Origin of the sequence: Rhizobium sp. WW_1, from assembly GCF_003610155.1 — a bacterium.
Classification (GTDB): domain Bacteria; phylum Pseudomonadota; class Alphaproteobacteria; order Rhizobiales; family Rhizobiaceae; genus Rhizobium; species Rhizobium tropici_A.
This window is the reverse complement of record NZ_RAIN01000001.1, coordinates 1,245,112-1,266,977: the sequence shown is the minus strand read 5'-3', so window position 1 is coordinate 1,266,977 and position 21,866 is coordinate 1,245,112. Positions and strand designations below refer to the sequence as shown.

Here is a 21,866-nt window from a genome sequence, read left to right as displayed (position 1 = left end):
AGGCCCGATCGTGACGCCCAATCTCAGCCCATTGCCGCCGCGTTTTCTACGCACCAAGGAAGCCGCACATTTCCTGGGCTTATCCGCCCGTACTCTGGAGAAACACCGCACCTACGGAACCGGCCCCTCGTATCGAAAGCTCGGCGGTCGCGTCGTCTACGCTGTCGATGACCTGCAAGCCTGGACCGAACGTGGTGCCGTCACCTCGACGTCCGATCCGCGCGGCACGCTACTTCCCGCGAAGCGTCATGCGCCATTGCCGAGCGCATACACCGGCCGCCACGCGCGCTGAACGCTTCGGGCTCCCTCCCAATGACAGCGCGACATCGCCCAATCTCGGAGCGCGGACAACTCGATCTGTTCCACGCGCTCCCCGGCGACTTCGCGCCTCGCGACGCGCAGGATCTCATGGCCTATCCGTTCTTCTCCCTTTCGAAATCGCACCGAACCGCTCCGATCGACTTCGTCGCCGGCGACGTGTCGATCCGTGTCGAGGCGGTGCCCGATCATGGCATGGCCACCATCTGGGACGCCGACATCCTGATCTGGGCGGCAAGCCAGATCGTCGAGGCACGCGACGCAGGGCTGCGTACCTCGCGCCTGATGGCGGCGACGCCCTATGAGATTTTGAACTTCATTGGCCGCGGCGTCGGCCTGCGTGACTACCAGCGACTGAAAGCTGCTCTCGACCGGCTCCAGTCGACCACGGTCGCCACCTCAATCCGCCAGCCCGCGGAAGGTCGCCGGCATCGCTTCTCGTGGATCAACGAGTGGCAGGAGCGCACCGATCGTAACGGTAGACCAGCCGGTATCGAGCTGATCGTTCCTGACTGGTTCTATCGCGCCGTCCTCGACGACGCCCTCGTACTGACGATCGACCGGGCGTATTTCGATCTCACCGGCGGTCTCGACCGCTGGCTCTACCGCCTCGTGCGCAAGCATGGCGGCAGGCAGCGCAGGGGCTGGCGCTTCGACTTTCGACATCTTCACCAGAAATCCGGAAGCCTCTCCCCCTTCAAGCGCTTCGCATTCGAGCTGCGCGACATCATCCGCCGCCAACCACTGCCCGGCTACAAGTTGTTTGTCGAAGTGGAAATCGGCGGTCGCGTTCTGCTCGCCTTCGAACCTTCGACGCCCTGTGGACAAACTGTGGATGGGCTCGTGCTATCGGGAACCCGGACTATCGTGCCATCGGGAACCGCGCGCTCGTGCTATCGGGAACCCAAACCGGGCGTAAGCGCCGAAAAGCAAAGCCGGAATCGCACCCTTAACTTAGAGTCTAACCAAGAATCTAACTTTAGAAGAAGCGCGCGCGATGTGGAAAACATCGCCGATCGCTCGGAAAACACATCCCGCTCTCTCGATTCAACATCGGGAGACGCGGAGTGATCGTCGCGCTTCTCAATCAGAAGGGCGGCGTCGGTAAGACGACACTGGCCCTGCATCTCGCCGGCGAATGGGCCGCCAACGGAAAGCGCGTCACGCTGATCGACGCGGACCCGCAAGGCTCCGCTCTCGACTGGTCGCAGCAGCGCGCTCGCGAAGCGCTTCCGAGGCTTTTCGGCGTCGTCGGCCTGGCGCGCGACACGCTGCATCGCGAAGCTCCGGAACTGGCGCGAGACGCCGATCACATCGTCATCGATGGGCCACCGCGTGTGGCGGGGCTAATGCGCTCGGCGCTTCTCGCCGCCGACCTCGTGTTGATCCCGGTGCAGCCATCGCCGTTTGACGGCTGGGCCTCGGCGGAGATGCTGTCACTGCTCGGAGAGGCGCGCATCTATCGCCCGCAACTCGCCGCGCGCTTCGTGCTGAATCGCTGTGGGGCACGCACCGTCATCGCGCGCGCTACAGCCGAAGCGCTCGCCGATCACGATCCGCCGGTGCTTGGGGCCACGATCGGCCAGCGCGTCGCCTTCGCCGACGCCGCTCAATCCGGCCGCCTGGTGTCCGAACTCGACGATGACAGTCCAGCGGCTCGGGACATCGCCGCGCTCTGCGCCGAAGTTGGAAGGATCGCGCTATGACCGAGCGATCCTCGAAGCGTAATTTCGCAATGCATCCCGCCGATGCCGAAAGCTGGATCAAGGCGCCCGACAAGCCGTCTGCGCGCGCATCGGCAGATGGCGGTTTCACCGCCCGGCTGACGATCGATGTCACGCCGGAACTGCGCGGGCGCATCAAGATTGTCGCGTTCCAGCGCGGCGTCACGGTTGCCGACATGCTGCGCGAGCTGCTCTCACGGGAATACCCCAGCACCGAAGGAGATCAGAATTGACCGGCGCGGCAACCAACCGCGTGCGCGGCGCTGTTGCGCCAGGGAGCCCGCCTCCTTTCACAACACTGGTCGAGCTAACCTGGATCGAGAAGGCAATCGAGAACTGGATCAGGTTCGGCCACGACACGTACGAACAGATCCTCGATCGCCGTCGGCGTGTCGTCGGCTTTGCGCCGAATAGCGTGTTTGCCTTCATTCGTTGGGCGGCGAACGACTTCGGAACGATCGTTTCCCGGATCGACATCGTGCGCGCCGTTGGCGCCAGCGAACCATTTCAAACACTGCCCTTCGTTCGGCCCGGCGGCGACATCCTGCTGAAGCTCGAAGGCTGGCACATGGTCGAACGCGTCCTGCAGGCGATTGACGCAATCGAGGCGATTGGCATCGATCCCGTCAACGTGTCACCCGATCATTGGCGCCACATCCATAACCGCCTGACAGTCGGCGAGCAGCCGCGCATTTACAGCGCCGAGCAGCATAGAGCCTTCCTTCTGCGCAGGAGGGCCGAGCCATGAGCCGCTTCGGTTACGTCATGGCGACGTATGTCGCGGCGATGGGCATCCTCATGGGAGCCGTCCTTCCGCTGCCGCTCAAGCTTATCTGGAATGCTTCAGCGAGCGTGCCTATCGGGCTCTACACGATCGACCCTGATCATCTCCCCGAAATAACAGATCTCGTCGCGATCGACGCGCCCGAACCGCTCGCGACCTTCCTCGCTGAGCGCGGTTACCTCCCGCGCGGTGTACCGTTGATGAAGCGCGTCGCGGGCGTCGCCGGGCAACGCGTGTGTCGCACGGGCCGCACGATTTCGGTCGATGGCGTCGACATGGCCGAGGCGCTTGATCGCGACCGATTGGGCCGCGTCCTGCCGAGCTGGCAAGGCTGCCGCCTCATCGCCGTGGGCGAGATCTTCCTCATGAACTGGCAGGTCCGCGACAGCCTCGACGGCCGCTACTTCGGACCCGTCTCGACCGACACGATGATCGGTCGGGCGACGCCTCTCTACACCGATGAAGACGGCAACGGCCGCTTCGAATGGCGCGCGCCAACGCGGTGACGCGCGCGTCCATTTCGTCCTCCACCGCACAGCAAAGGAGCCTTCCCATGCCCCAGATTGGAGAATTCACCCGCACGAAATCGGGCTACTCCGGCCGTATCCGCACCCTCTCGCTCGACATCGAGCTGGCGGTCGTTCCGGCCGAGCCGTCGGACGCGGAGAACGCCCCGGACTATCGCATCCACCTCCGCGACGAGGACGGGCCGGAGGTTGGCGCAGGTTGGAAACGCACCGGCGAACGTGCCGGCGACTACGTCTCGTTGCAGCTCGACGATCCCGTCTTCACGCAGCCGATCCGCGCCAACCTGTTCCAGTCGGGCGACGACAAGACCGCCTGGGGCCTGCACTGGAACCGCCCGCCCAAACGCGGCGAGCGGGATTGAGCCGATGCGTTTGCCTTCCCCATCAGACCCTCAAGTCACCGCTGCCGGGCGTCATCGCGCCGCCCGGCATGCTGGCCTCCTTCTCCTTTCCGGCCTGTTTCTCGTGGGCGTCCCGTCGGCCGTCACGCTGGCGCAAAGCGCGCCGGTCGAACGTCCGGGTCCGGCCGATCCCTATGCCGCCTACATCGCGGAAGCCGCACAGCGCTTCGGCATTCCGGCGGCCTGGATCAGGGCGGTCATGCGGGTCGAGAGTGCGAATGACGTGCGCGCCGTATCGCCGAAGGGCGCGATGGGCCTGATGCAGATCATGCCCGACACTTGGGCGGGCCTGCGCGCTCGATATTCGCTCGGAAATGATCCCTTCAATCCGCGCGACAACATCCTGGCGGGCGCGGCGTATCTCCGCGAAATGCACGATCGGTACGGTTCGCCCGGCTTTCTCGCCGCCTACAATGCGGGACCAGGCCGATATGAGGAGTATCTCGCCGGCCGTCCCTTGCCGGCGGAGACGCGCGCCTATGTAGCCGCCCTCCTTCCTATCTTCGGCGGCGGTGAACTGACCGCTCCTGCGACCGTCGTTGCCGCTGCCGATCCGCAAGCCTGGACTCGCGCGCCGCTGTTCGTCGCGCAATCCGAGCGCACATCGGCGGCCGATCCTGTGCAGCGCGACGCCAATCAGGACGATGCGCCGACAGCGCCGACCGCGCGCGATGTCTCCGCCATCGTCCCGCAGTCGGGCGGCCTGTTCGTTGCCCGCAATCGTGCGGGAGACCCGCAATGAGGGTTTTCGCAGTCTGGCGCGGTCTAGCGAGCTTCCGGTCAGGTTGGGCGGAAGGATTGGGATGGCAGGGAGACACGACCAACAGACGGCGAGATAAAAGCGCATGCCCGAAACGCTGTAAGCCTCTGAAGAGGCTCGCGTTTTGGCGTGCATGGCGGTCGGTCGCGGGCATGATGCCCGGTTTTTGCGAAGGATTTCAAGGCTTCCGTATGCACGGGTCTGAAATGCCGCTGTCCGGAGCTCTATCATGAGCGAGGGCGACAACGATTTTCGTGTCCGGCCTGGCCGCATCAAAACCACGCGCGCCCCCAAGGCGAAGAGCTTCCTCAACCAGGTGCTGCGGGCCGCGAAGAAGGCGGGCCATACCGGCGCGCCGGCGTCAGGCAGACGCGCTTCCGGCTATGGCCGCTCGACCTTCGGCCGGGGGCGCGGCAGTTTCAGCCGCAGCCGCCTGTTCTCATCGTCCCGCCGCGTCGTCGTGAAGGCGCGCGTCGTGCGCCACCAGGGCCGGTCCTTCCGCTCCGCGCCGCTGTCGGCGCATCTCTCCTACCTCAAGCGCGAGGGCGTCAGCCGGGACGGAGAAAAGGGCGTCATGTTCGACGCCGGCTCCGATCGCGCCGGCGATCTCGCCTTTGCCGACCGCTGCAAGGACGACCGGCATCATTTCCGGTTCATCGTCTCGCCGGAGGACGCCGGCGAGATGACCGACCTCAAGGCCTTCACGCGCGACCTCGCACGGCAGATGGAAGCCGATATGGGGACGCGGCTCGACTGGGTCGCCGTCGATCACTGGAACACCGACAATCCGCACGTCCACCTGCTCGTGCGCGGCGTGGATGAGGCCGGCGCCGACCTCGTCATCTCGCGCGATTATATCAGCCGAGGCCTGCGCTCGCGCGCCGAGGATCTGGTGTCGATCGAGCTTGGCCCGAAGCCCGAGCATGAAATCCGCAATGCGTTGGAGAAGGAAGTCACAGCGGAACGCTGGACGCGCCTCGATGTCGAGATCCGCGGCCATGCCGACGACGTCGGCGCCATCGATCTGCGTCCTGAATCCAGCGGCTCTGCCGACCCAGAGACCCGCCGCCTGATGATCGGCCGTCTCCAGCATCTGGAGAGGATGGGGCTCGCCACGTCGGCCGGTCCCGGCGAATGGATGGTCGGGCTGGAAGCCGAACGCCATCTTCGCGATCTCGGCATGCGCGGCGACATCATCAAGACCATGCACAGCGCCTTCACCGAGCGCGGCCAGGATCGCGGCGTCGCCGACTATGTCATCGACGCCGGCGCCAGTTCGCCGATCATCGGCCGGCTGGTCGACAAGGGTCTCCATGACGAGCTGACCGGTGAAGCCTATGCAGTGATCGACGGCGCCGACGGCCGCGCCCACCATGTTCGCTTTCGCGGCATCGAAGCCTTCGAGCACGCGCCGCCTGCCGGTGGCATCGTCGAGGTTCGGCGCTTCGGCGGGTCGGAGGACCAGCGACCGACGCTGGTGCTCGCCACCCGTTCCGATCTCGATCTTCGCGCCCAGATCACGGCGCCGGGCGCGACCTGGCTCGACCATCGTCTGGTCGAGCGCGAACAGATGCTGCTCTCCATGGGTGGGTTCGGCCGCGAGGCGCGCGACGCCATGCAGGCCCGCGCCGAACATCTCGCTGACGAAGGGCTCGGCCGCCGCCAGGGTCAGCGCATCATCCTCCAGCGCGATCTCCTCAGCACCCTGCGCCGCCGCGAACTGGATGCCGTTGGCGAGAAGCTGTCGGCCGAGACAGGGATGCCGCATGTGAAGGCCGCGGTCGGCGAGCATGTCTCGGGGATCTATCGCCAGCGCCTGACGCTTTCCTCAGGCCGCTTCGCCATGATCGACAACGGGCTCGGCTTCCAGCTCGTGCCCTGGTCGCGCGAGATCGAACGCAAACTCGGCCAGCACATCGCCGGCGTCGCCCGCGATGGCGGCGGCATCGAGTGGAGCCTCGGGCGCAAGCGCGACCTCGGCCTTTAGCCACGAACAAGAAGAAGAAAGGAGCAACGCCGATGTCCGCGACCAAAATCCTCTGGGGCCAGATCACCATCGTCTTCCTGATCGTGCTCATCACGACCTGGTCGGCGACGCAGTATGTCGCCTGGCAGCTTGGCTTTCAGGCGCAGCTTGGAGCGCCTTGGTTCAGGCTCGCGGGAATGCCGGTCTATTTCCCGCCGGCCTTCTTCGCCTGGTGGTTCTCCTACGACGCTTATGCGCCGGAGATCTTCACAGAGGGCGCCTTCATCGCCGCGTCGGGTGGCTTCATCTCGATCGCGGTCGCCATCGGCATGTCGGTCTGGCGGGCGCGAGAAGCCAAGAACGCCGAGACCTACGGCTCGGCGCGCTGGGCCGAGAAGAGAGAGGTGAAGGCGGCCGGGCTGCTCGGCCCGGATGGCGTGGTGCTCGGCAAGCTGGAGCGCGACTACCTGCGCCACGACGGACCCGAGCATGTGCTGTGCTTCGCGCCGACACGCTCCGGCAAAGGCGTCGGCCTGGTCGTGCCGTCGCTGCTGACCTGGCCGGGTTCGGCCATCGTCCATGACATCAAGGGGGAGAATTGGCAACTCACCGCCGGCTTCCGGGCGAAGTATGGGCGAGTGCTGCTATTCGATCCGACTAACCCGAAATCCGCCGCGTACAATCCGCTGCTCGAGGTGCGCCGTGGCGATTGGGAAGTCCGTGACGTGCAGAACGTCGCCGACGTTTTGGTCGATCCGGAAGGCTCGCTCGACAAGCGCAATCACTGGGAGAAGACCAGCCACTCGCTGCTGGTCGGCGCGATCCTCCATGTGCTTTACGCCGAGGCGGACAAGACGCTCGCCGGAGTCGCGGGCTTTCTCTCCGATCCGAAGCGGCCGATCGAGACGACGCTGAAGGCGATGATGACAACGCCGCATCTCGGCGAAGCCGGGCCGCATCCGGTGGTCGCGTCCACGGCGCGCGAGCTGCTGAACAAATCCGACAACGAGCGCTCCGGCGTGCTCTCCACCGCCATGTCGTTTCTCGGCCTCTATCGCGATCCGGTCGTCGCCCAAGTGACGCGGCGCTGCGACTGGCGCATCGCCGATCTGATCGCCGATCCGCGTCCGGCGACGCTCTACCTCGTGGTGCCGCCATCCGACATCTCCCGGACCAAGCCGCTCATCCGTCTGGTGCTCAATCAGATCGGCCGGCGCCTGACCGAGGACCTGCACGCGAAGGAGCGCAAGCATCGCGTGCTGATGATGCTTGACGAATTTCCAGCGCTTGGCCGACTCGACTTCTTTGAGTCCGCGCTCGCCTTCATGGCGGGCTACGGCATCAAGAGTTTCTTGATCGCGCAGTCGCTGAACCAGATTGAGAAAGCCTACGGCGCAAACAATTCGATCCTCGACAATTGTCACGTGCGGGTCAGCTTCGCCACCAACGACGAGCGGACCGCCAAGCGCGTCTCCGATGCACTCGGCACCGCGACCGAGATGAAGGCGATGAAGAACTATGCCGGGCATCGCCTTTCGCCGTGGCTCGGCCATCTCATGGTGTCGCGCTCCGAGACCGCCCGCCCGCTGCTCACGCCCGGCGAAGTGATGCAACTCCCGCCAACCGAGGAGATCGTCATGGTCGCGGGTACTGCGCCGATCCGGGCGAAGAAGGCACGGTATTACGAGGACGCCCGGTTTAAGGAACGCGTGCTGCCGCCGCCCGATCCGCAAAAGTCCGGGCGCACGTCCCGCGCCGATGGGTGGTCGACGCTCTCCCCACAGAGACCCGACGCGGCGCTACTGGCAGAGATGGAGAAGGCAGAGGGCGACCAGGCCAATAGCGGGCTGCGCCGGGAACCCGAGCTTCCCGATCATGTCGCTATCGTCAAGGAGACGACCGACCAGACGCCAGCGGAGGAGTTCGCGGTTCTGCTCGACGAGGAACCCGAGGACGTCGCCCGCCAGCGTCAAGCGCTGCGCCGCCAGATGACGGGCGTCGCGCGTCAGGTCTCGCTCGATCCCAATGACGGCATGGACCTCTAGGAGGCGGCGATGAAAGACCGTCTGAACCTCACCTTGCCCGTCGAGATGATCACACGGATCAACGAGCTGTCGGAACGCAAGAAGATCCCGCGATCGGCCATCGTCGAGGCAGCCGTGGCGTCGTTCCTCTCGCCAGATGCCGCCGATCGGCGCGAGGCCGCCTTCACCCGCCGGATGGACCGGCTCTCCCGCCAGGCCCAACGGATCGAGCGCGATCTCGGGGTCACGGCCGAGACGCTGGCGCTCTTCGTCCGCTTCTGGCTGACGATCACGCCACCATTGCCGGGCGACGCGCAGGCCGCCGCGCAGATCAAGGGTCGCGAGCGCTTCGAAGGCTTTGTCGAAACGCTCGGCAAAAGGCTCCAGAAGGGTCAGAGCTTTCTGAGGGAAATCCCCGACGATGTCCCCGGCAGGCTCAGCGGCGATGACGACGACTCGCCAACACAGGACCGATAGTGTCCGCTTGTCGTCTCTCAAGTCACAACCGATTCCGCCGTTCGCCTGTATTTGCACGCTAGGCTACTACGACGATCTAATCTTGTTGAACCAGCCTGACTTCTGGCTCTTTTAATCATCCCCGATCCAGGGCCGCGCGTCGTGCGCGCCCGCGAAAGACCGGGGACGACGTGGCGACAACACACCAGAAATCCGAAGCGATCATCCGGGGAGCGCGCATGTTGCGCACCGCCCTTGGTCCCGCCATCGCTCGATTCCTGGAAGATCCTGCGATCGTTGAGGTGATGCTCAACCCCGACGGGCGGCTCTGGATCGACCGACTTTCCGAGGGTCTTTCCGATACGGGTGAGCGGCTTTCTTCCGCCGATGGCGAGCGCATCATCCGCCTCGTCGCGCACCATGTCGGTGCCGAGGTGCATCCCGGTAGCCCCCGCGTCTCCGCCGAGCTGCCCGAGACGGGAGAACGGTTCGAAGGCCTGCTGCCGCCCGTCGTCGCGGCGCCGGCCTTCGCCATCCGCAAGCCCGCTGTCGCAGTGTTCACTCTGGACGACTATGTCGCCGCCGGCATCATGACGGGCGCGCAAGCCGAGGCGCTGCGCGATGCCGTGGCGTCCCGGCAAAACATCCTCGTCGCCGGCGGCACCTCGACCGGCAAGACGACGCTCACCAACGCGCTGCTGGCCGAAGTCGCCAAGACAGACGATCGCGTCGTCCTGATCGAGGATACGCGCGAGCTGCAGTGCGCCGCCCCCAATCTCGTAGCGCTGCGCACCAAGGACGGCGTGGTCTCGCTCTCCGATCTGGTGCGCTCCAGCCTGCGGCTCCGCCCAGACCGGATTCCCATCGGCGAAGTTCGCGGCGCTGAAGCCCTCGACCTGCTGAAAGCCTGGGGCACGGGGCATCCGGGCGGCATCGGCACCATCCACGCGGGCACCGCGATCGGCGCAGTGCGCCGCCTCGAACAGCTCATCCAGGAAGCCGTTGTCACCGTCCCGCGCGCTCTGATCGCCGAGACCATCGACCTCGTCGCTGTGCTTTCCGGCCGCGGTGCTCAACGCCGTCTCGCCGAACTCGCCCGTGTCGATGGGCTGGGCCCGACCGGCGACTACGCCATGACCCACGCAGCATCCAAACCATCGGGAGATCCAGCATGATCCGTCACTCGCTTCGCATTAGTCGTCACATCGCGACGGCAGCGTCCGTCAGCTTCCTGTCGATCGCTGTGGCGCCTGCCGCCCACGCGTCGGGCTCGTCGATGCCATGGGAACAACCGCTCCAGCAGATCCTTCAGTCGATCGAGGGTCCTGTCGCCAAGATCGTCGCGGTGATCATCATCATCGTCACCGGCCTGACGCTCGCCTTTGGTGATACGTCGGGCGGCTTCCGCCGGCTGATCCAGATCGTCTTCGGTCTGTCGATCGCGTTCGCGGCCAGCTCGTTCTTCCTGTCGTTCTTCTCGTTCGGCGGCGGAGCGCTCGTCTGATGGCCGGCATGGTCGACCCCTCGGCCGAAGTGCCCGGCTTCTCCGTGCCCGTCCACCGGGCGCTGACCGAGCACATCCTGCTCGGCGGCGCCCCGCGCTCGATCGCGATCCTCAACGGCACGCTGGCGGCGGCGCTCGGTCTCGGCCTTCGCCTCTGGCTGGTCGGCCTCGGACTTTGGGCCCTCGGTCACTTCGCGGCGGTCTGGGCAGCCAAACGCGATCCGCAATTCGTCGACGTGGTGCGCCGCCATCTGCGCATCCCCGGCCACCTGGCGGTCTGAGGAGGCGCATCGATGCTCAACCTTGCCGAATATCGCAATCGCAACACCCGGCTCGCCGACTTCCTCCCCTGGGTCGCCCTGCTTGGCGAAGGCGTCGTCCTCAACAAGGATGGCTCGTTGCAGCGCACCGCCCGCTTCCGCGGCCCCGATATGGATTCCGCCGTGCCGGCCGAGCTCGTCGCCGTCGCCGGCCGGCTCAACAACGCCTTCCGGCGCCTCGGCTCCGGCTGGTCGATCTTCGTCGAGGCGCAGCGCCATGCCGCCGCGACCTATCCCTCGAGCATGTTTCCGGATTCAGCGTCCGGCCTGCTGGATGCCGAGAGGAAGGCCGATTTCGAGGAAGCGGGCACGCACTTCGAGTCGAGCTACTTCCTGACTTTCCTCTATCTGCCGCCGGCCGAGGACGCCGCGCGCACCGAAGCCTGGCTCTATGAGGGACGAGAGCAATCGGGCGTCGATGCCCATGAGATCCTGCGCGGCTTCATCGACCGCACCGATCGCGTGCTGCAGCTCGTCGAAGGCTTCATGCCGGAATGCGTCTGGCTCGGTGACGGCGAGACGCTGACCTACCTGCATTCCTGCGTCTCGACCAAACGCCACCGCGTCCGCGTACCCGAGACGCCAATGTACCTGGACGCGCTTGTCGCCGACCAGCCACTCACCGGCGGTCTGGAGCCGAGACTGGGAACGGCGCATCTGCGCGTGCTCACCATCGTCGGCTTTCCCACAGTAACTACGCCTGGATTGCTCGACGATCTGAACCGGCTCGCCTTTCCCTATCGCTGGTCGACGCGCGCCATCCTGCTCGACAAGACCGATGCGACCAAGCTGCTGACGAAAATCCGGCGGCAATGGTTTGCCAAGCGCAAGTCGATCGCCGCCATCCTGAAGGAGGTGATGACCAACGAGGCGTCCGTCCTTGTGGACACCGACGCGGCCAACAAGGCGGCGGATGCCGACCTCGCCCTTCAGGAACTCGGCGCCGACTATGCCGGCCAGGCCTATGTGACGGCGACCGTCACGGTCTGGGACGAGGATCCCCGCATCGCCGCCGAGAAGCTGCGGCTGGTCGAAAAGATCGTACAGGGCCGCGATTTCACGGCGATGCCGGAGACGATCAACGCGGTGGACGCCTGGCTCGGCTCACTGCCCGGCCACGTCTACGCCAATGTTCGGCAACCGCCGATCTCCACGCTCAATCTCGCCCACATGATCCCGCTGTCGGCGGTGTGGGCGGGGCCGGAACGGGATGAGCACTTCGGGTCGCCCCCCTTGCTCTATGGCAAGACCGAGGGAAGCACCCCGTTCCGGTTTTCCCTTCATGTCGGCGATGTCGGTCACACGCTTGTCGTCGGCCCGACGGGCGCCGGCAAGTCGGTGCTGCTGGCGCTCATGGCGCTGCAGTTCCGCCGCTATGCCGGCAGCCAGGTTTTCGCTTTCGATTTCGGCGGAAGCATTCGCGCCGCGGCCCTTGCGATGCGCGGCGACTGGCACGATCTCGGCGGCGGCCTGACGGAAGGATCGGAGTCCTCCGTGGCGCTTCAGCCGCTGGCGGGAATCCACGAGGTGCAGGAGCGCGCCTGGGCGGCGGACTGGGTCGCCGCGATCCTCCTCCGCGAAGGCTTGGCCGTAACGCCCGACGTCAAGGAGCATCTCTGGTCGGCGTTGAGCTCGTTGTCCTCCGCTCCGGTCAACGAACGCACCATCACGGGCCTCGCCGTCCTCCTGCAATCGAACGACCTGAAGCAGGCGCTGCGGCCCTATTGCGTCGGCGGCCCCTATGGCCGGCTACTCGACGCGGAAGCCGAGCATCTGGGTGAAGCGACTGTGCAAGCCTTCGAGACCGAGGGCCTGATCGGCACCGGCGCTGCGCCCGCAGTCCTCGCCTATCTGTTCCATCGCATCGAGGACCGGCTCGACGGCCGGCCGACGTTGCTCATTGTCGATGAAGGCTGGCTCGCGCTCGACGACGAAGGCTTCGCCGGCCAGCTCCGCGAGTGGCTGAAGACGCTGCGCAAGAAGAACGCCAGCGTCATCTTCGCCACGCAGTCGCTGTCCGACATCGACAACTCCGCCATCGCGCCCGCGATCATCGAGAGCTGCCAGACCCGTCTGCTGCTGCCGAATGAACGCGCGATCGAGCCGCAGATCACCACGATCTATCGCCGCTTCGGTCTCAACGACCGCCAGATCGAGATCCTCGCGCGGGCCACGCCGAAGCGCGACTACTACTGCCAGTCACGACGCGGCAACCGGCTGTTCGAGCTGGGCCTGTCCGACGTTGCGCTGGCGCTCTGCGCCGCGTCGTCGAAGCAGCACCAGGCGCTTATCGCCGAGGTGTTCGCCCGGTCGGGCCGTGACGGCTTCCTGCACGAATGGCTCGCCGAATGCTCGCTCGGTTGGGCGGCGGACCTCATCGCCGACCTTACCAACGTCAGCCCCCAGACCGTCATTCCCACCAGCCAGGAGGTATTGTCATGACCCGTTTTCGCTCCCGCTCGCGCGCCGCCCGGCTCGCTCTGTCCATCCTGGCGGCGCCGCTGACGCTTACGCCGATAGTCGCACCTCCGGCCGCGGCGCAATGGATCGTCTACGATCCCACCAACTATGCCCAGAACCTGCTGACGGCGGCCCGCGCTCTGCAGCAGATCAACAACCAGATCACCTCGCTTCAGAACGAGGCGACGATGCTGATCAACCAGGGCCGCAATCTCGCGAGCCTGCCATTCTCGTCGCTCCAGCAGCTTCAGCAGTCCGTCCAGCGGACGCAGCAGCTCCTCCAGCAAGCCCAGCGGATCGCCTACGACGTCCAGAACATCGATCAGGCGTTCCGCACTACCTACGGCAACGCCTCGATGACGGCTTCCGAACAGCAGCTCGTCGCCCAGGCGAAGGAGCGCTGGCAGAACACCGTGAGCGGCCTGCAGGACTCCATGCGCGTCCAGGCCGGCGTCGTCGGCAACATCGATACCAACCGGACGCAAATGTCGACGCTGGTCGGCCAGAGCCAGGGCGCGACTGGCGCGCTACAGGCGACGCAAGCTGGCAACCAGCTCCTCGCGCTGCAGGCCCAGCAGCTCGCCGACCTTACAGCGGTCGTCGCGGCCAATGGCCGGGCGCAGGCGCTCCAGTCAGCCGAGCAGGCCGCCGCGACCGAACAGGGCCGCGAGCAGCGCCGTCGTTTCCTCACTCCCGGCTCCGGCTATCAGCCCGGCAATGCCCGGATGTTCCCGAGCGGAAACTGAGGGCGCGATCATGGACGGAAAGATGCTCGCCCGCGTCAGTGCCATCGTCTTCATCGCCGTGGCCGTCACCGCCACGGCGATCGAGATGGCCAGACACGAGGACGCGCCGATCGACCAGATCGTCGATCCGGCCGGCGCCGAGACCATTGATCCGCTGCGGGCCGAACTCATCCGCTGCGGAGGAATCGGTGAGGCCGGTCCGCGCGACCCTTCCTGCCTGCGCGCCTGGGCCGAGAACCGCCGCCGCTTCCTTGCCCCCGGGGCTCGCCCCGCCGAGCGGCTACCTGACGCGCAATTGCCGCGCCCGGCGACGACCAGCCCGGCGCCAGCGGTTCCGCTCCAACCCGAAGAGGCCAGATAGCATTATGGGCGGCACCGGCGTCATCGACCACTTCCTGGAGGTCTTCACCCGCTACATCGACTCCGGATTTGGGTTGCTGAGCGGCGAAGTCGCGTTCATCGCCACCACGCTGATCGTCATCGACGTGACGCTCGCCGCCCTGTTCTGGAGCTGGGGCGCCGACGACGACATCATGGCGCGGCTGGTCAAGAAGACGCTCTTCGTGGGTGTCTTCGCCTACCTCATCGGCAACTGGAACAACCTCGCCAGGATCATCTTCGAGAGCTTCGCCGGCCTCGGCCTGAAGGCGTCTGGCACGGGCTTTACGACGGCCGATCTACTCCGCCCGGGCAAGGTTGCGCAAACCGGCCTAGATGCCGGCCGGCCGCTGCTGGAGTCGATCTCCGGCCTGATGGGTTACTGGTCATTCTTCGAGAACTTTATCCAGATCGCCTGCATGTTCCTCGCCTGGGCGCTGGTGCTGCTCGCCTTCTTCATCCTCGCGATCCAGCTCTTCGTTACCCTGATCGAGTTCAAGCTGACGACGCTCGCGGGCTTTGTCCTCATTCCCTTCGGTCTCTTCGGCAAAAGCGCCTTCATGGCCGAGCGCGTGCTCGGCAATGTCATCTCGTCCGGCATCAAGGTCTTGGTGCTCGCTGTCATCATCGGCATCGGCTCGACTCTCTTCTCCGAATTCACCGCCGGCTTTGGCGGCGCAACGCCGACCATCGACCAGGCCATGGCGATCGTGCTGGCCGCACTCACGCTGCTTGGCCTCGGCATCTTCGGTCCCGGCATCGCCAATGGCCTTGTCTCGGGAGGACCGCAGCTTGGCGCGGGTGCGGCCGTCGGCACCGGCCTCGCCGCAGGCGGCATGGTCGCCGCCGGCGCCGCTACGGTGGGAGCCCTTGCTTCCGGAGGCGCGGCGGCGATCGGCGGCGCGGCCGCCGCTGCGCGCGGTGGGGCTGCCCTCGCGGGCGTAGCGTACACGGCCTACAGCCTCGGCTCGGCGGGCCAGTCGGGCGCGGCGAGCGTCGCTTCCGGTCTCGGTGGCGTTGCACGCGCAGGCGCTTCCGCCGCTGCCTCTCCGTTCAAGCGCGCCGCGTCGCGTGCGGCGGACAGCATGAAGTCGAGCTTCTCTGCCGGCGCCAAATCCGCGGTCGAGGCGACGGGCGGCTCCTCGACCGCGGGCACGATTGGCGGCGAGACGGAGGCCGCCAACGATGCGTCCGCCAGTCAGAACGCCTCTTCCCGTCTGGGACCGCCCGACTGGGCCAAGCGCATGAAGCGCTCTCAGAACATCACGCATGGCGTCCAGGCCGCCGCGCATGCGGTCCGCTCTGGTGACAGCCACGGCGGCGGCTCTTCCATCAACCTTTCCGAAAGCGACCGCTGATGAGCCTCTTCAAACGACCAGCAACCCATTACGGCAAATCCCCCGAACCCGAGACGCCCTATCAGCGCGCCGGCCAGGTCTGGGACGACCGCATCGGCTCGGCCCGTGTGCAGGCCAGGAACTGGCGGTTGATGGCTTTTGGCTCGTTGATCCTGTCGGCCGGCTTCGCCACCGCGCTTGTCTGGCAGTCGGCGCGCGGAACGATCGTGCCCTGGGTCGTGCAGGTCGATCGCCTGGGGCAAGCCCAGGCCGTCGCACCCGCCACCGCCGACTATCAGCCGACCGATCCACAGATGGCCTGGCATCTCGCGCGCTTCATCGAGCAGGTCCGCTCGATCCCGGCAGACGCCATCATCGTGCGGCAGAATTGGCTCAGAGCTTACGAGTTCACCACCTCGGCCGGCGCGATGGCGCTCAACGATTATGCCCGCGCCAATGATCCCTTCACCAAGGTCGGCAAGCAGCAGATCTCGGTCGACGTCTCGTCGGTCATCCGTGCGTCGCCCACGAGCTTCCGCGTCGCCTGGATCGAGCGGCGCTATCAGGACGGCGCTCTCGCCGAAACATCGCGCTGGACCGCCATCCTCACCATCGTCGTGCAGCCGCCGCGCACCGCCGAAAAACTCCGGGCCAATCCGCTCGGAATCTACGTCAACGCCATCAACTGGTCACGGGAGCTGGGGCAATGAAGTCGTCTTTCCGTAAAGCCGGAAATCCGGCTTCACACACATACGTCTCGCCGGTTTTACGCAAAGCCGCGCTGCCGCTCCTTCTCCTTGCGACAACCGCGCTCGCCGGCTGCGCCACCACGCAGAAACCGCCCGAGATCAGCTATGACGACGCAGCGCCCGCCGTTCAGGCGGGCGATCCGCCAGCGCCGGTCACCGTGGTCGAGGTTCCCCGGCCGCTGCCGCTCCCCGGCCAGTTGAAGCCGGTCGAAACGACACGAAGCGCACCGGAGCCGACCGATCCGGCCGCTCGCATCAATCAGGCCAATGCCGCCGCGCGCGTGCAGCCCGTCCGCAACGGCTTCATCAACTCGATGCAGGTCTATCCCTTCACGCAGGGCGCGCTCTATCAGGTCTACACCGCCGTCGGGCAGATCACGGACATCGCACTCCAGCCCGGCGAGCAGCTCGTTGGCTCCGGGCCCGTCGCCGCCGGCGACACCGTGCGTTGGATCATCGGCGACACCGAAAGCGGATCGGGCGCGACGCGACAGATCCATATCTTGGTGAAGCCGACCCGCTCCGAGCTCATGACGAACCTGGTCATCAATACCAACCTGCGCACCTATCATATGGAGCTGCGCTCGACCGAGCGCACCTATATGGCTTCGGTCTCCTGGCAATATCCGCAGGATCAGCTCATTGCGCTCCGCCGCCAGAACATTGAGGCCCAGGCCGCTCTACCCGTCGCCACCGCCATCGACCTGTCCCGTGTCAATTTCCGCTACGAGATCGACGGCGACCGTGCGCCGTGGCGGCCGCTGCGCGCCTTCGACGACGGCCGCCAGGTCTTTATCGAGTTTCCGCGCGGCATCGGCCAGGGCGAGATGCCACCGCTCTTCGTCGTCGGCCCTGAAGGCAATACCTCCGAGCTGGTGAACTACCGGGTTCGCGGCAACCACATGATCGTCGATCGGCTCTTTGCCGCCGCCGAGCTGCGCTTTGGCGCGGGTGATCGCCAAAAGCGCGTGCGCATCACCCGCACCGACGGGAGGCCGGCATCGTGAGCGACATCGATCCCCGGAAAGAGGAAGGGCCTGAAGCGAACAACGCCGAGCAGCCCCTGACCGGCGAGCCGGCGCCGCCAATGCGGCTGCGCGCCGAGGAGCCGCGTGTCACGCGTTTGTCGAGGAAGGTATTCGCCGGCCTCGGTCTCGTCGCCAGCGTCGGAATCGGCGGAGCATTGATCTACGCGCTCCAGACCCGCGACGGCGGGCGCCCAAACGAAGAGCTATATTCGACGGATAATCGCGCCACCGCCGATGGTCTTGCCGGCCTGCCGCGTGACTATACGGGGCCGGTGCTGGGGCCACCGTTGCCCGGCGATCTCGGCCGGCCCATCCTCGATGCGCAGAACAGAGGCCAGCCGGTCCCGGTTCCTGGCATGGCGACACCCACCCCCGGGCTCAGCGCGGAGGAGCAGCGCCGGCTTCAGGAGCTGGAAGCGGCACGGACGGCACGGCTGTTCGCCTCGACCGAGACAAGAGCGACGTCCACGCCGACAGCGACATCACCAAGCGGAACACCGCCCGCAAATGCCCAATTGCCTCTGCCCGATCTAACAAGCCTCGGCCTTGCGCCGCAGCCGGCCACGCCCACCGCGCAGGATCGTCAACTCGCTTTCCTCAACGCTGCCGCCGATCGGCGGACTGTCTCCCCGGACCGCGTCATGGCGCCGGCATCGCCCAACATTCTTCAGGGCGGAGCGGTGATCTCGGCCGCGCTGATTACCGGCATCCGCTCCGATCTACCCGGCCAGATCACCGCGCAGGTGACCGAGAACGTCTATGACAGCCCAACCGGCCGCATACTGCTTGTGCCGCAGGGCACCCGATTGATCGGCCAGTATGATAACGGCGTCGGGTTTGGGCAGCGTCGCGTGCTGCTAGTCTGGAACCGACTCATCATGCCGAACGGCCGCTCGATCGTGCTCGAGCGTCAGCCGGGCGCCGATTCTGAGGGCTATGCAGGCCTTGAGGATGGTGTCGATTATCACTGGGGCGAACTGTTCAAGGCCGCCGCGCTCTCCACCATCCTCAGCGTTGGCGCCGAGGCAGGATCGTCTGGCCAGGACAGCGACATCGTGCGGGCGCTGCGTCAGGGCGCATCAGACAGCGTCAGTCAGACCGGTCAGCAGATCGTCCGCCGTCAACTCAACATCGCGCCGACGCTCACGATCCGGCCGGGCTTCCCGGTCCGCGTGATCGTCACCCGCGATCTCGTCCTCGAACCCTATGGAGGGTGATCCATGGCGAAGCTGAAACTTGGGGCATTTGCGGACGACAAGCCGGTCAAGATCTCGATCGAACTGCCGGCGGCCGTCCACCGCGAGCTTGTCGCCTATGCTGAGGTGCTTGCTCGGGAGATAGGGCGGCCGGTCGGCGATCCCGTCAAATTGGTCTCGCCCATGATCGAGCGCTTCATGGCGACGGATCGAGGTTTTGCGAAAGCGCGGCGCGATCATCAAAGTAGTCGCTAGCCGATACCGGGGCCTGGACAGGCGAAGGATTAGTTGCCGGTCGCGCCATCGGCGATGACTTGCCACGCTTGGACATAATTCTTGCGAGACTCAGCAGCCGCCGAAGGGCCGGATTATCGTTGTGCGGCGACCAGATCGCGCAGAAGGGCAGGATTTCATCGGCCAACGGCCGATAGACTACACCGGGAAAATGGGCGGCCGTTGTCGCTTCGCTGGTGAGCGTAATTCCGCGGCCAAGAGCGACAACCTGCATGAGATTGTCCCGTCCGACACCATGCCGCTCCACGCTTAAATGGTGGCCCAGTTCCGTAAGATGCTTCACCAGATAGTCCTGGATTTCCGGCCCTGGCTCAGTCTCGCTGACAATGAAGTGCCGGTCGCGCAGGTCTTTCCACGCGATCTGATCCTGATCCGCAAGCTCATGATGGCGGGGACAGGCCACAAAGACCCGCTCGTTCCAGAGATGCGCAACGTCGCATCCCGGTGCGGCAGGGTCGCCAGTCAAGAATGCTACATCGATCCGCCGCCTCTGCACGGAGGCGATGTGCTCGTTGGGACCTCCTTCGACGAAATCGAGGTGCACACCAGAATGCCTGGCGTCGTAGGCGGAGAGCAGTTCGGCAAGGAAGCCGGACGCCAGGGATGAGAAGATGCCAATTCGCACCAAGCCCTCCTCGCCGCGTCCGATTGAGCCCACGTCCTTCGCCGCGTACGCGATCTGGCTGATTGCTTTCCGAGCCCGGACGAGAAATCTCTGGCCTGCATAGGTCAGGTCAACCCCACCATGATGGCGGATAAACAGCGTGGCGCCGATGTCATCCTCCAGATCGCGGATGCGCCGGCTAATCGCCGACTCCTGGACGGCAAGCGCCTTCGCCGCTTGCCGGAAGCTGCCGTGCTCGGCCGCAGCAATCACATAGCGGAGGTGGCGCAGTTCGATCTTCAATCTCTTCGGCCTCCGAGACTTCGGAAGCCAGCATCAAGGCGTTTCCAATGCCAGCCATACATCAACATTGCTGCGCACCGCTGGGTGCAGCCATCGGCGCTTCGACGGATCGGATCTCCGGACCAGACAGCCTAAGCAACAGCGCCGCCTGGTCCTCGGAAAAATTATGCAATTTCGACAGCCCGAAGATCGCCGATGTCAAACTCAGCTTACCCACCACCCAGGCCGAAGCCACCCGTGCTGGTGACACCCCTCGGTCCTTTAATATTGCTCCGACCACTGCCCCCGTCGCCATCACTTCCGCCCTCACTCTATCGTAGTTCGGGCAAGGAATTGCACCAAGCTCGCTGATCTCCCGCGATCCGTCGTTGGATCTTGCGTGTGCGCTCTGACGAGCGGTTTCATAGCTTGTCAGACCAAATCATCGCCAACGCTCAGTCCGGTGCGCGATCACTCTATAGGCTTGGTTTAATCGAGCTTGAGATGGGACTCGCCTCTGCCCTTCTCTGCCGATGTCAGCTAACGTCTCGAGTGCACACAGCAGATGCTCGGCAACATCTAGTCGATCCTCATCGGAGGCGCGCCGGAATGCGGTAAGTACCAGGTCGTCAAGATTGCTAGCTCGCGACAGCATCGAACCCCTGCTCGCCGAGCGCCTGCACAACCGTCTGTTCACGAACGGTCTCCTTCTTAAAGGTAACTTGGATCTGCTTCTGCCATAGCTTTGTCTTGACCTTGTGTATGCCGGGTATCGCCGTTAAAGCATCACGGATTTTCTCAGCGCAGCCTTCGCAGACCATCCCTGGGATTGCCAGGGTCACTGTTGCAAGCGAACTATCCTGACGAACCATGTCGTTCTCCCTCACAGCAATGCAGCGTAAACTTGAGCGTAGTACCAACCGACAAATAGTAGAGCGATGCCGCTTGCGAACTGAATCGGGCGACCGAGCAATCCAAGCCGAGTGAAGCGCGTCGCGGTGCTTGCGGCGGCTCCCGCGAGAAGAAACGGTAACCCCCGGCCGACGCCGAAGAAAAAGGATAGCAATACGCCGAGTTTCGGGGTGCCTGTAGCTGCAACGACCGTAAACAGAAGCAGGAGCGGAGCGACCGAGGTGCCAAGACTGAACACAAGGCCATAGCCGAACGCGCCCGCCACGCCGGGCCGTCTCCAAGCCGTGAGCCGGTCGAATGGCAGCCGGGGTCTCCAGAAGGCGAGCCCTGCGGCCACGAACGAAAGGAAAGCCATAACGAGCGCCCAGTTGCGACCGAATGACTCCGTCGCCAACGCGCCGAGTTGACCCGCAAAGAGACCAAGTGCGGTGAGGCTTCCGACGATTCCGACGAAGAAAGCGCTTGCGATTGCGAGCCCGTCGTGACGACCTCCGGTGTCAGATGCTCCGGCCATACCCGCGACGCTGAGCCCAACAGGCAATGTGCACGGACAAACCGCGCTCGCCAAAATACCCGCGAGGAACGTGGTGCCTATTGCGGGCACCAGCCCCCCTCCAGCGAGGCCAGGTTGGATCGACTGCAATGCAGACTCTAACGTCATTTCGCCTCCACCGGGGTCCCAGCTTGATATCCGAGTGCGTTCACAGCGGCGACGATGCGGTCAGGCGAAACACGTGCGGGGGTGTAGGTCACGCGCATCGTCCTGGCCGCCAAGCTCACCTCGACATTAGATACGCCATCGATGTTCTTGACGGTTTGCTTGATCGTCGCGGCACAGCTCACACACGACATACCGGTCACCGGCACGACGACCGTCGTTCCTGCAGCCTTATCGGAAGCCGAGCTTGTAGAGATCGCGAGCGAGAACAGAAAAGAGAGGAGCAACGCGCCAGCTGAAAACAGGATTCTCCAACGGCCGTGAAACAGCCCGGACGGTCGGCTCGTGTTCGTCATGTGATGTTCGCCTTTCGTCGTAATGCACCAAGTGCAGCTGCTCCGCATTTTTCGAGATTCTGCCATCCGTACCGTAGTCCGG

At 65.2% G+C, this 21,866-nt stretch carries 26 protein-coding genes; 22 read left to right on the top strand and 4 right to left on the bottom strand.

The window, feature by feature from the left end; genetic code table 11:
* Nucleotides 1-10 precede the first annotated feature (10 nt).
* The 22 genes from BJ928_RS06115 to BJ928_RS06010 all read left to right on the top strand — a co-directional run bounded on the left by BJ928_RS06115 (nucleotide 11) and on the right by BJ928_RS06010 (nucleotide 18,933).
* Nucleotides 11-292: a helix-turn-helix domain-containing protein gene (locus tag BJ928_RS06115; RefSeq protein ID WP_047628535.1), complete on the top strand. Its 282-nt coding sequence runs from the start codon at nucleotides 11-13 to the stop codon at nucleotides 290-292.
* Between the two features lie 20 nt (nucleotides 293-312).
* The gene (locus BJ928_RS06110) at nucleotides 313-1,389 is read left to right on the top strand and encodes a replication initiator protein A (protein WP_082011759.1); all 1,077 of its coding nucleotides are present in this window, start codon (nucleotides 313-315) and stop codon (nucleotides 1,387-1,389) included.
* Complete coding sequence (parA, locus tag BJ928_RS06105) at nucleotides 1,386-2,024, top strand: ParA family partition ATPase (RefSeq protein ID WP_047628533.1); 639 nt, start codon at nucleotides 1,386-1,388, stop codon at nucleotides 2,022-2,024. Before BJ928_RS06110 ends, parA begins: the two co-directional genes overlap by 4 nt.
* Nucleotides 2,021-2,275 (top strand): hypothetical protein, encoded by a 255-nt coding sequence (locus BJ928_RS06100; RefSeq protein WP_047628532.1) that lies wholly within the window; start codon nucleotides 2,021-2,023, stop codon nucleotides 2,273-2,275. Before parA ends, BJ928_RS06100 begins: the two co-directional genes overlap by 4 nt.
* The gene (locus BJ928_RS06095) at nucleotides 2,272-2,790 is read left to right on the top strand and encodes a DUF2840 domain-containing protein (RefSeq protein WP_047628530.1); all 519 of its coding nucleotides are present in this window, start codon (nucleotides 2,272-2,274) and stop codon (nucleotides 2,788-2,790) included. The genes BJ928_RS06100 and BJ928_RS06095 overlap by 4 nt, the downstream gene beginning before the upstream one ends.
* A complete protein-coding gene (locus BJ928_RS06090; protein ID WP_047628528.1) occupies nucleotides 2,787-3,332 on the top strand; it encodes a S26 family signal peptidase in 546 nt (181 codons plus the stop codon). Before BJ928_RS06095 ends, BJ928_RS06090 begins: the two co-directional genes overlap by 4 nt.
* A gap of 47 nt (nucleotides 3,333-3,379) precedes the next feature.
* A complete protein-coding gene (locus tag BJ928_RS06085; RefSeq protein ID WP_047628830.1) occupies nucleotides 3,380-3,715 on the top strand; it encodes a DUF736 domain-containing protein in 336 nt (111 codons plus the stop codon).
* Nucleotides 3,716-3,719: 4 nt separating this feature from the next.
* Entirely contained in the window at nucleotides 3,720-4,496 is a 777-nt protein-coding gene (locus BJ928_RS06080; RefSeq protein ID WP_047628526.1) for a lytic transglycosylase domain-containing protein, read from the top strand.
* Nucleotides 4,497-4,743: 247 nt separating this feature from the next.
* Nucleotides 4,744-6,501 (top strand): DUF3363 domain-containing protein, encoded by a 1,758-nt coding sequence (locus BJ928_RS06075; RefSeq protein WP_047628524.1) that lies wholly within the window; start codon nucleotides 4,744-4,746, stop codon nucleotides 6,499-6,501.
* Nucleotides 6,502-6,533: 32 nt separating this feature from the next.
* Nucleotides 6,534-8,525, top strand: coding sequence for a conjugal transfer protein TraG (locus BJ928_RS06070; RefSeq protein WP_047628523.1), 1,992 nt, complete (start codon nucleotides 6,534-6,536; stop codon nucleotides 8,523-8,525).
* A 9-nt stretch (nucleotides 8,526-8,534) separates the two neighbouring features.
* On the top strand, nucleotides 8,535-8,981 hold the full coding sequence (locus BJ928_RS06065) for a ribbon-helix-helix protein, CopG family (protein ID WP_047628521.1): 447 nt from the start codon (nucleotides 8,535-8,537) through the stop codon (nucleotides 8,979-8,981).
* A gap of 170 nt (nucleotides 8,982-9,151) precedes the next feature.
* Complete coding sequence (gene trbB, locus BJ928_RS06060; protein WP_047628520.1) at nucleotides 9,152-10,135, top strand: P-type conjugative transfer ATPase TrbB; 984 nt, start codon at nucleotides 9,152-9,154, stop codon at nucleotides 10,133-10,135.
* Nucleotides 10,132-10,464 (top strand): TrbC/VirB2 family protein, encoded by a 333-nt coding sequence (locus BJ928_RS06055; protein ID WP_047628519.1) that lies wholly within the window; start codon nucleotides 10,132-10,134, stop codon nucleotides 10,462-10,464. Before trbB ends, BJ928_RS06055 begins: the two co-directional genes overlap by 4 nt.
* A complete protein-coding gene (locus BJ928_RS06050; RefSeq protein WP_047628517.1) occupies nucleotides 10,464-10,745 on the top strand; it encodes a VirB3 family type IV secretion system protein in 282 nt (93 codons plus the stop codon). The genes BJ928_RS06055 and BJ928_RS06050 overlap by 1 nt, the downstream gene beginning before the upstream one ends.
* Nucleotides 10,746-10,757: 12 nt before the next feature.
* Nucleotides 10,758-13,226, top strand: coding sequence for a conjugal transfer protein TrbE (gene trbE / locus BJ928_RS06045; protein ID WP_047628515.1), 2,469 nt, complete (start codon nucleotides 10,758-10,760; stop codon nucleotides 13,224-13,226).
* Nucleotides 13,223-13,990, top strand: coding sequence for a P-type conjugative transfer protein TrbJ (trbJ, locus tag BJ928_RS06040; protein WP_047628513.1), 768 nt, complete (start codon nucleotides 13,223-13,225; stop codon nucleotides 13,988-13,990). Before trbE ends, trbJ begins: the two co-directional genes overlap by 4 nt.
* A 10-nt stretch (nucleotides 13,991-14,000) precedes the next feature.
* Entirely contained in the window at nucleotides 14,001-14,351 is a 351-nt protein-coding gene (gene trbK-alt, locus BJ928_RS06035; RefSeq protein ID WP_047628512.1) for a putative entry exclusion protein TrbK-alt, read from the top strand.
* Between the two features lie 4 nt (nucleotides 14,352-14,355).
* A complete protein-coding gene (gene trbL, locus BJ928_RS06030; protein ID WP_047628510.1) occupies nucleotides 14,356-15,726 on the top strand; it encodes a P-type conjugative transfer protein TrbL in 1,371 nt (456 codons plus the stop codon).
* A complete protein-coding gene (gene trbF / locus BJ928_RS06025) occupies nucleotides 15,726-16,415 on the top strand; it encodes a conjugal transfer protein TrbF (protein ID WP_047628508.1) in 690 nt (229 codons plus the stop codon). The genes trbL and trbF overlap by 1 nt, the downstream gene beginning before the upstream one ends.
* On the top strand, nucleotides 16,412-17,461 hold the full coding sequence (gene trbG / locus BJ928_RS06020; protein WP_047628507.1) for a P-type conjugative transfer protein TrbG: 1,050 nt from the start codon (nucleotides 16,412-16,414) through the stop codon (nucleotides 17,459-17,461). The genes trbF and trbG overlap by 4 nt, the downstream gene beginning before the upstream one ends.
* Nucleotides 17,458-18,699, top strand: a complete 1,242-nt coding sequence (locus tag BJ928_RS06015; protein WP_047628505.1) for a TrbI/VirB10 family protein — start codon at nucleotides 17,458-17,460, stop codon at nucleotides 18,697-18,699. Before trbG ends, BJ928_RS06015 begins: the two co-directional genes overlap by 4 nt.
* Nucleotides 18,700-18,702: 3 nt before the next feature.
* Nucleotides 18,703-18,933, top strand: a complete 231-nt coding sequence (locus BJ928_RS06010; RefSeq protein ID WP_082011758.1) for a DUF2274 domain-containing protein — start codon at nucleotides 18,703-18,705, stop codon at nucleotides 18,931-18,933.
* Here BJ928_RS06010 and BJ928_RS06005 read toward each other — a convergent pair.
* From BJ928_RS06005 to BJ928_RS05985, 4 genes are all read right to left on the bottom strand, one after another.
* Entirely contained in the window at nucleotides 18,875-19,879 is a 1,005-nt protein-coding gene (locus tag BJ928_RS06005) for a LysR family transcriptional regulator (RefSeq protein WP_063769429.1), read from the bottom strand. The genes BJ928_RS06010 and BJ928_RS06005 overlap by 59 nt on opposite strands.
* Nucleotides 19,880-20,496: 617 nt before the next feature.
* Entirely contained in the window at nucleotides 20,497-20,730 is a 234-nt protein-coding gene (locus BJ928_RS05995; protein WP_047628501.1) for a heavy metal-associated domain-containing protein, read from the bottom strand.
* A gap of 11 nt (nucleotides 20,731-20,741) precedes the next feature.
* Nucleotides 20,742-21,431, bottom strand: coding sequence for a cytochrome c biogenesis protein CcdA (locus BJ928_RS05990; RefSeq protein ID WP_047628500.1), 690 nt, complete (start codon nucleotides 21,429-21,431; stop codon nucleotides 20,742-20,744).
* Nucleotides 21,428-21,784, bottom strand: a complete 357-nt coding sequence (locus BJ928_RS05985) for a heavy metal-associated domain-containing protein (RefSeq protein WP_052227481.1) — start codon at nucleotides 21,782-21,784, stop codon at nucleotides 21,428-21,430. The genes BJ928_RS05990 and BJ928_RS05985 overlap by 4 nt, the downstream gene beginning before the upstream one ends.
* Nucleotides 21,785-21,866 lie beyond the last annotated feature (82 nt).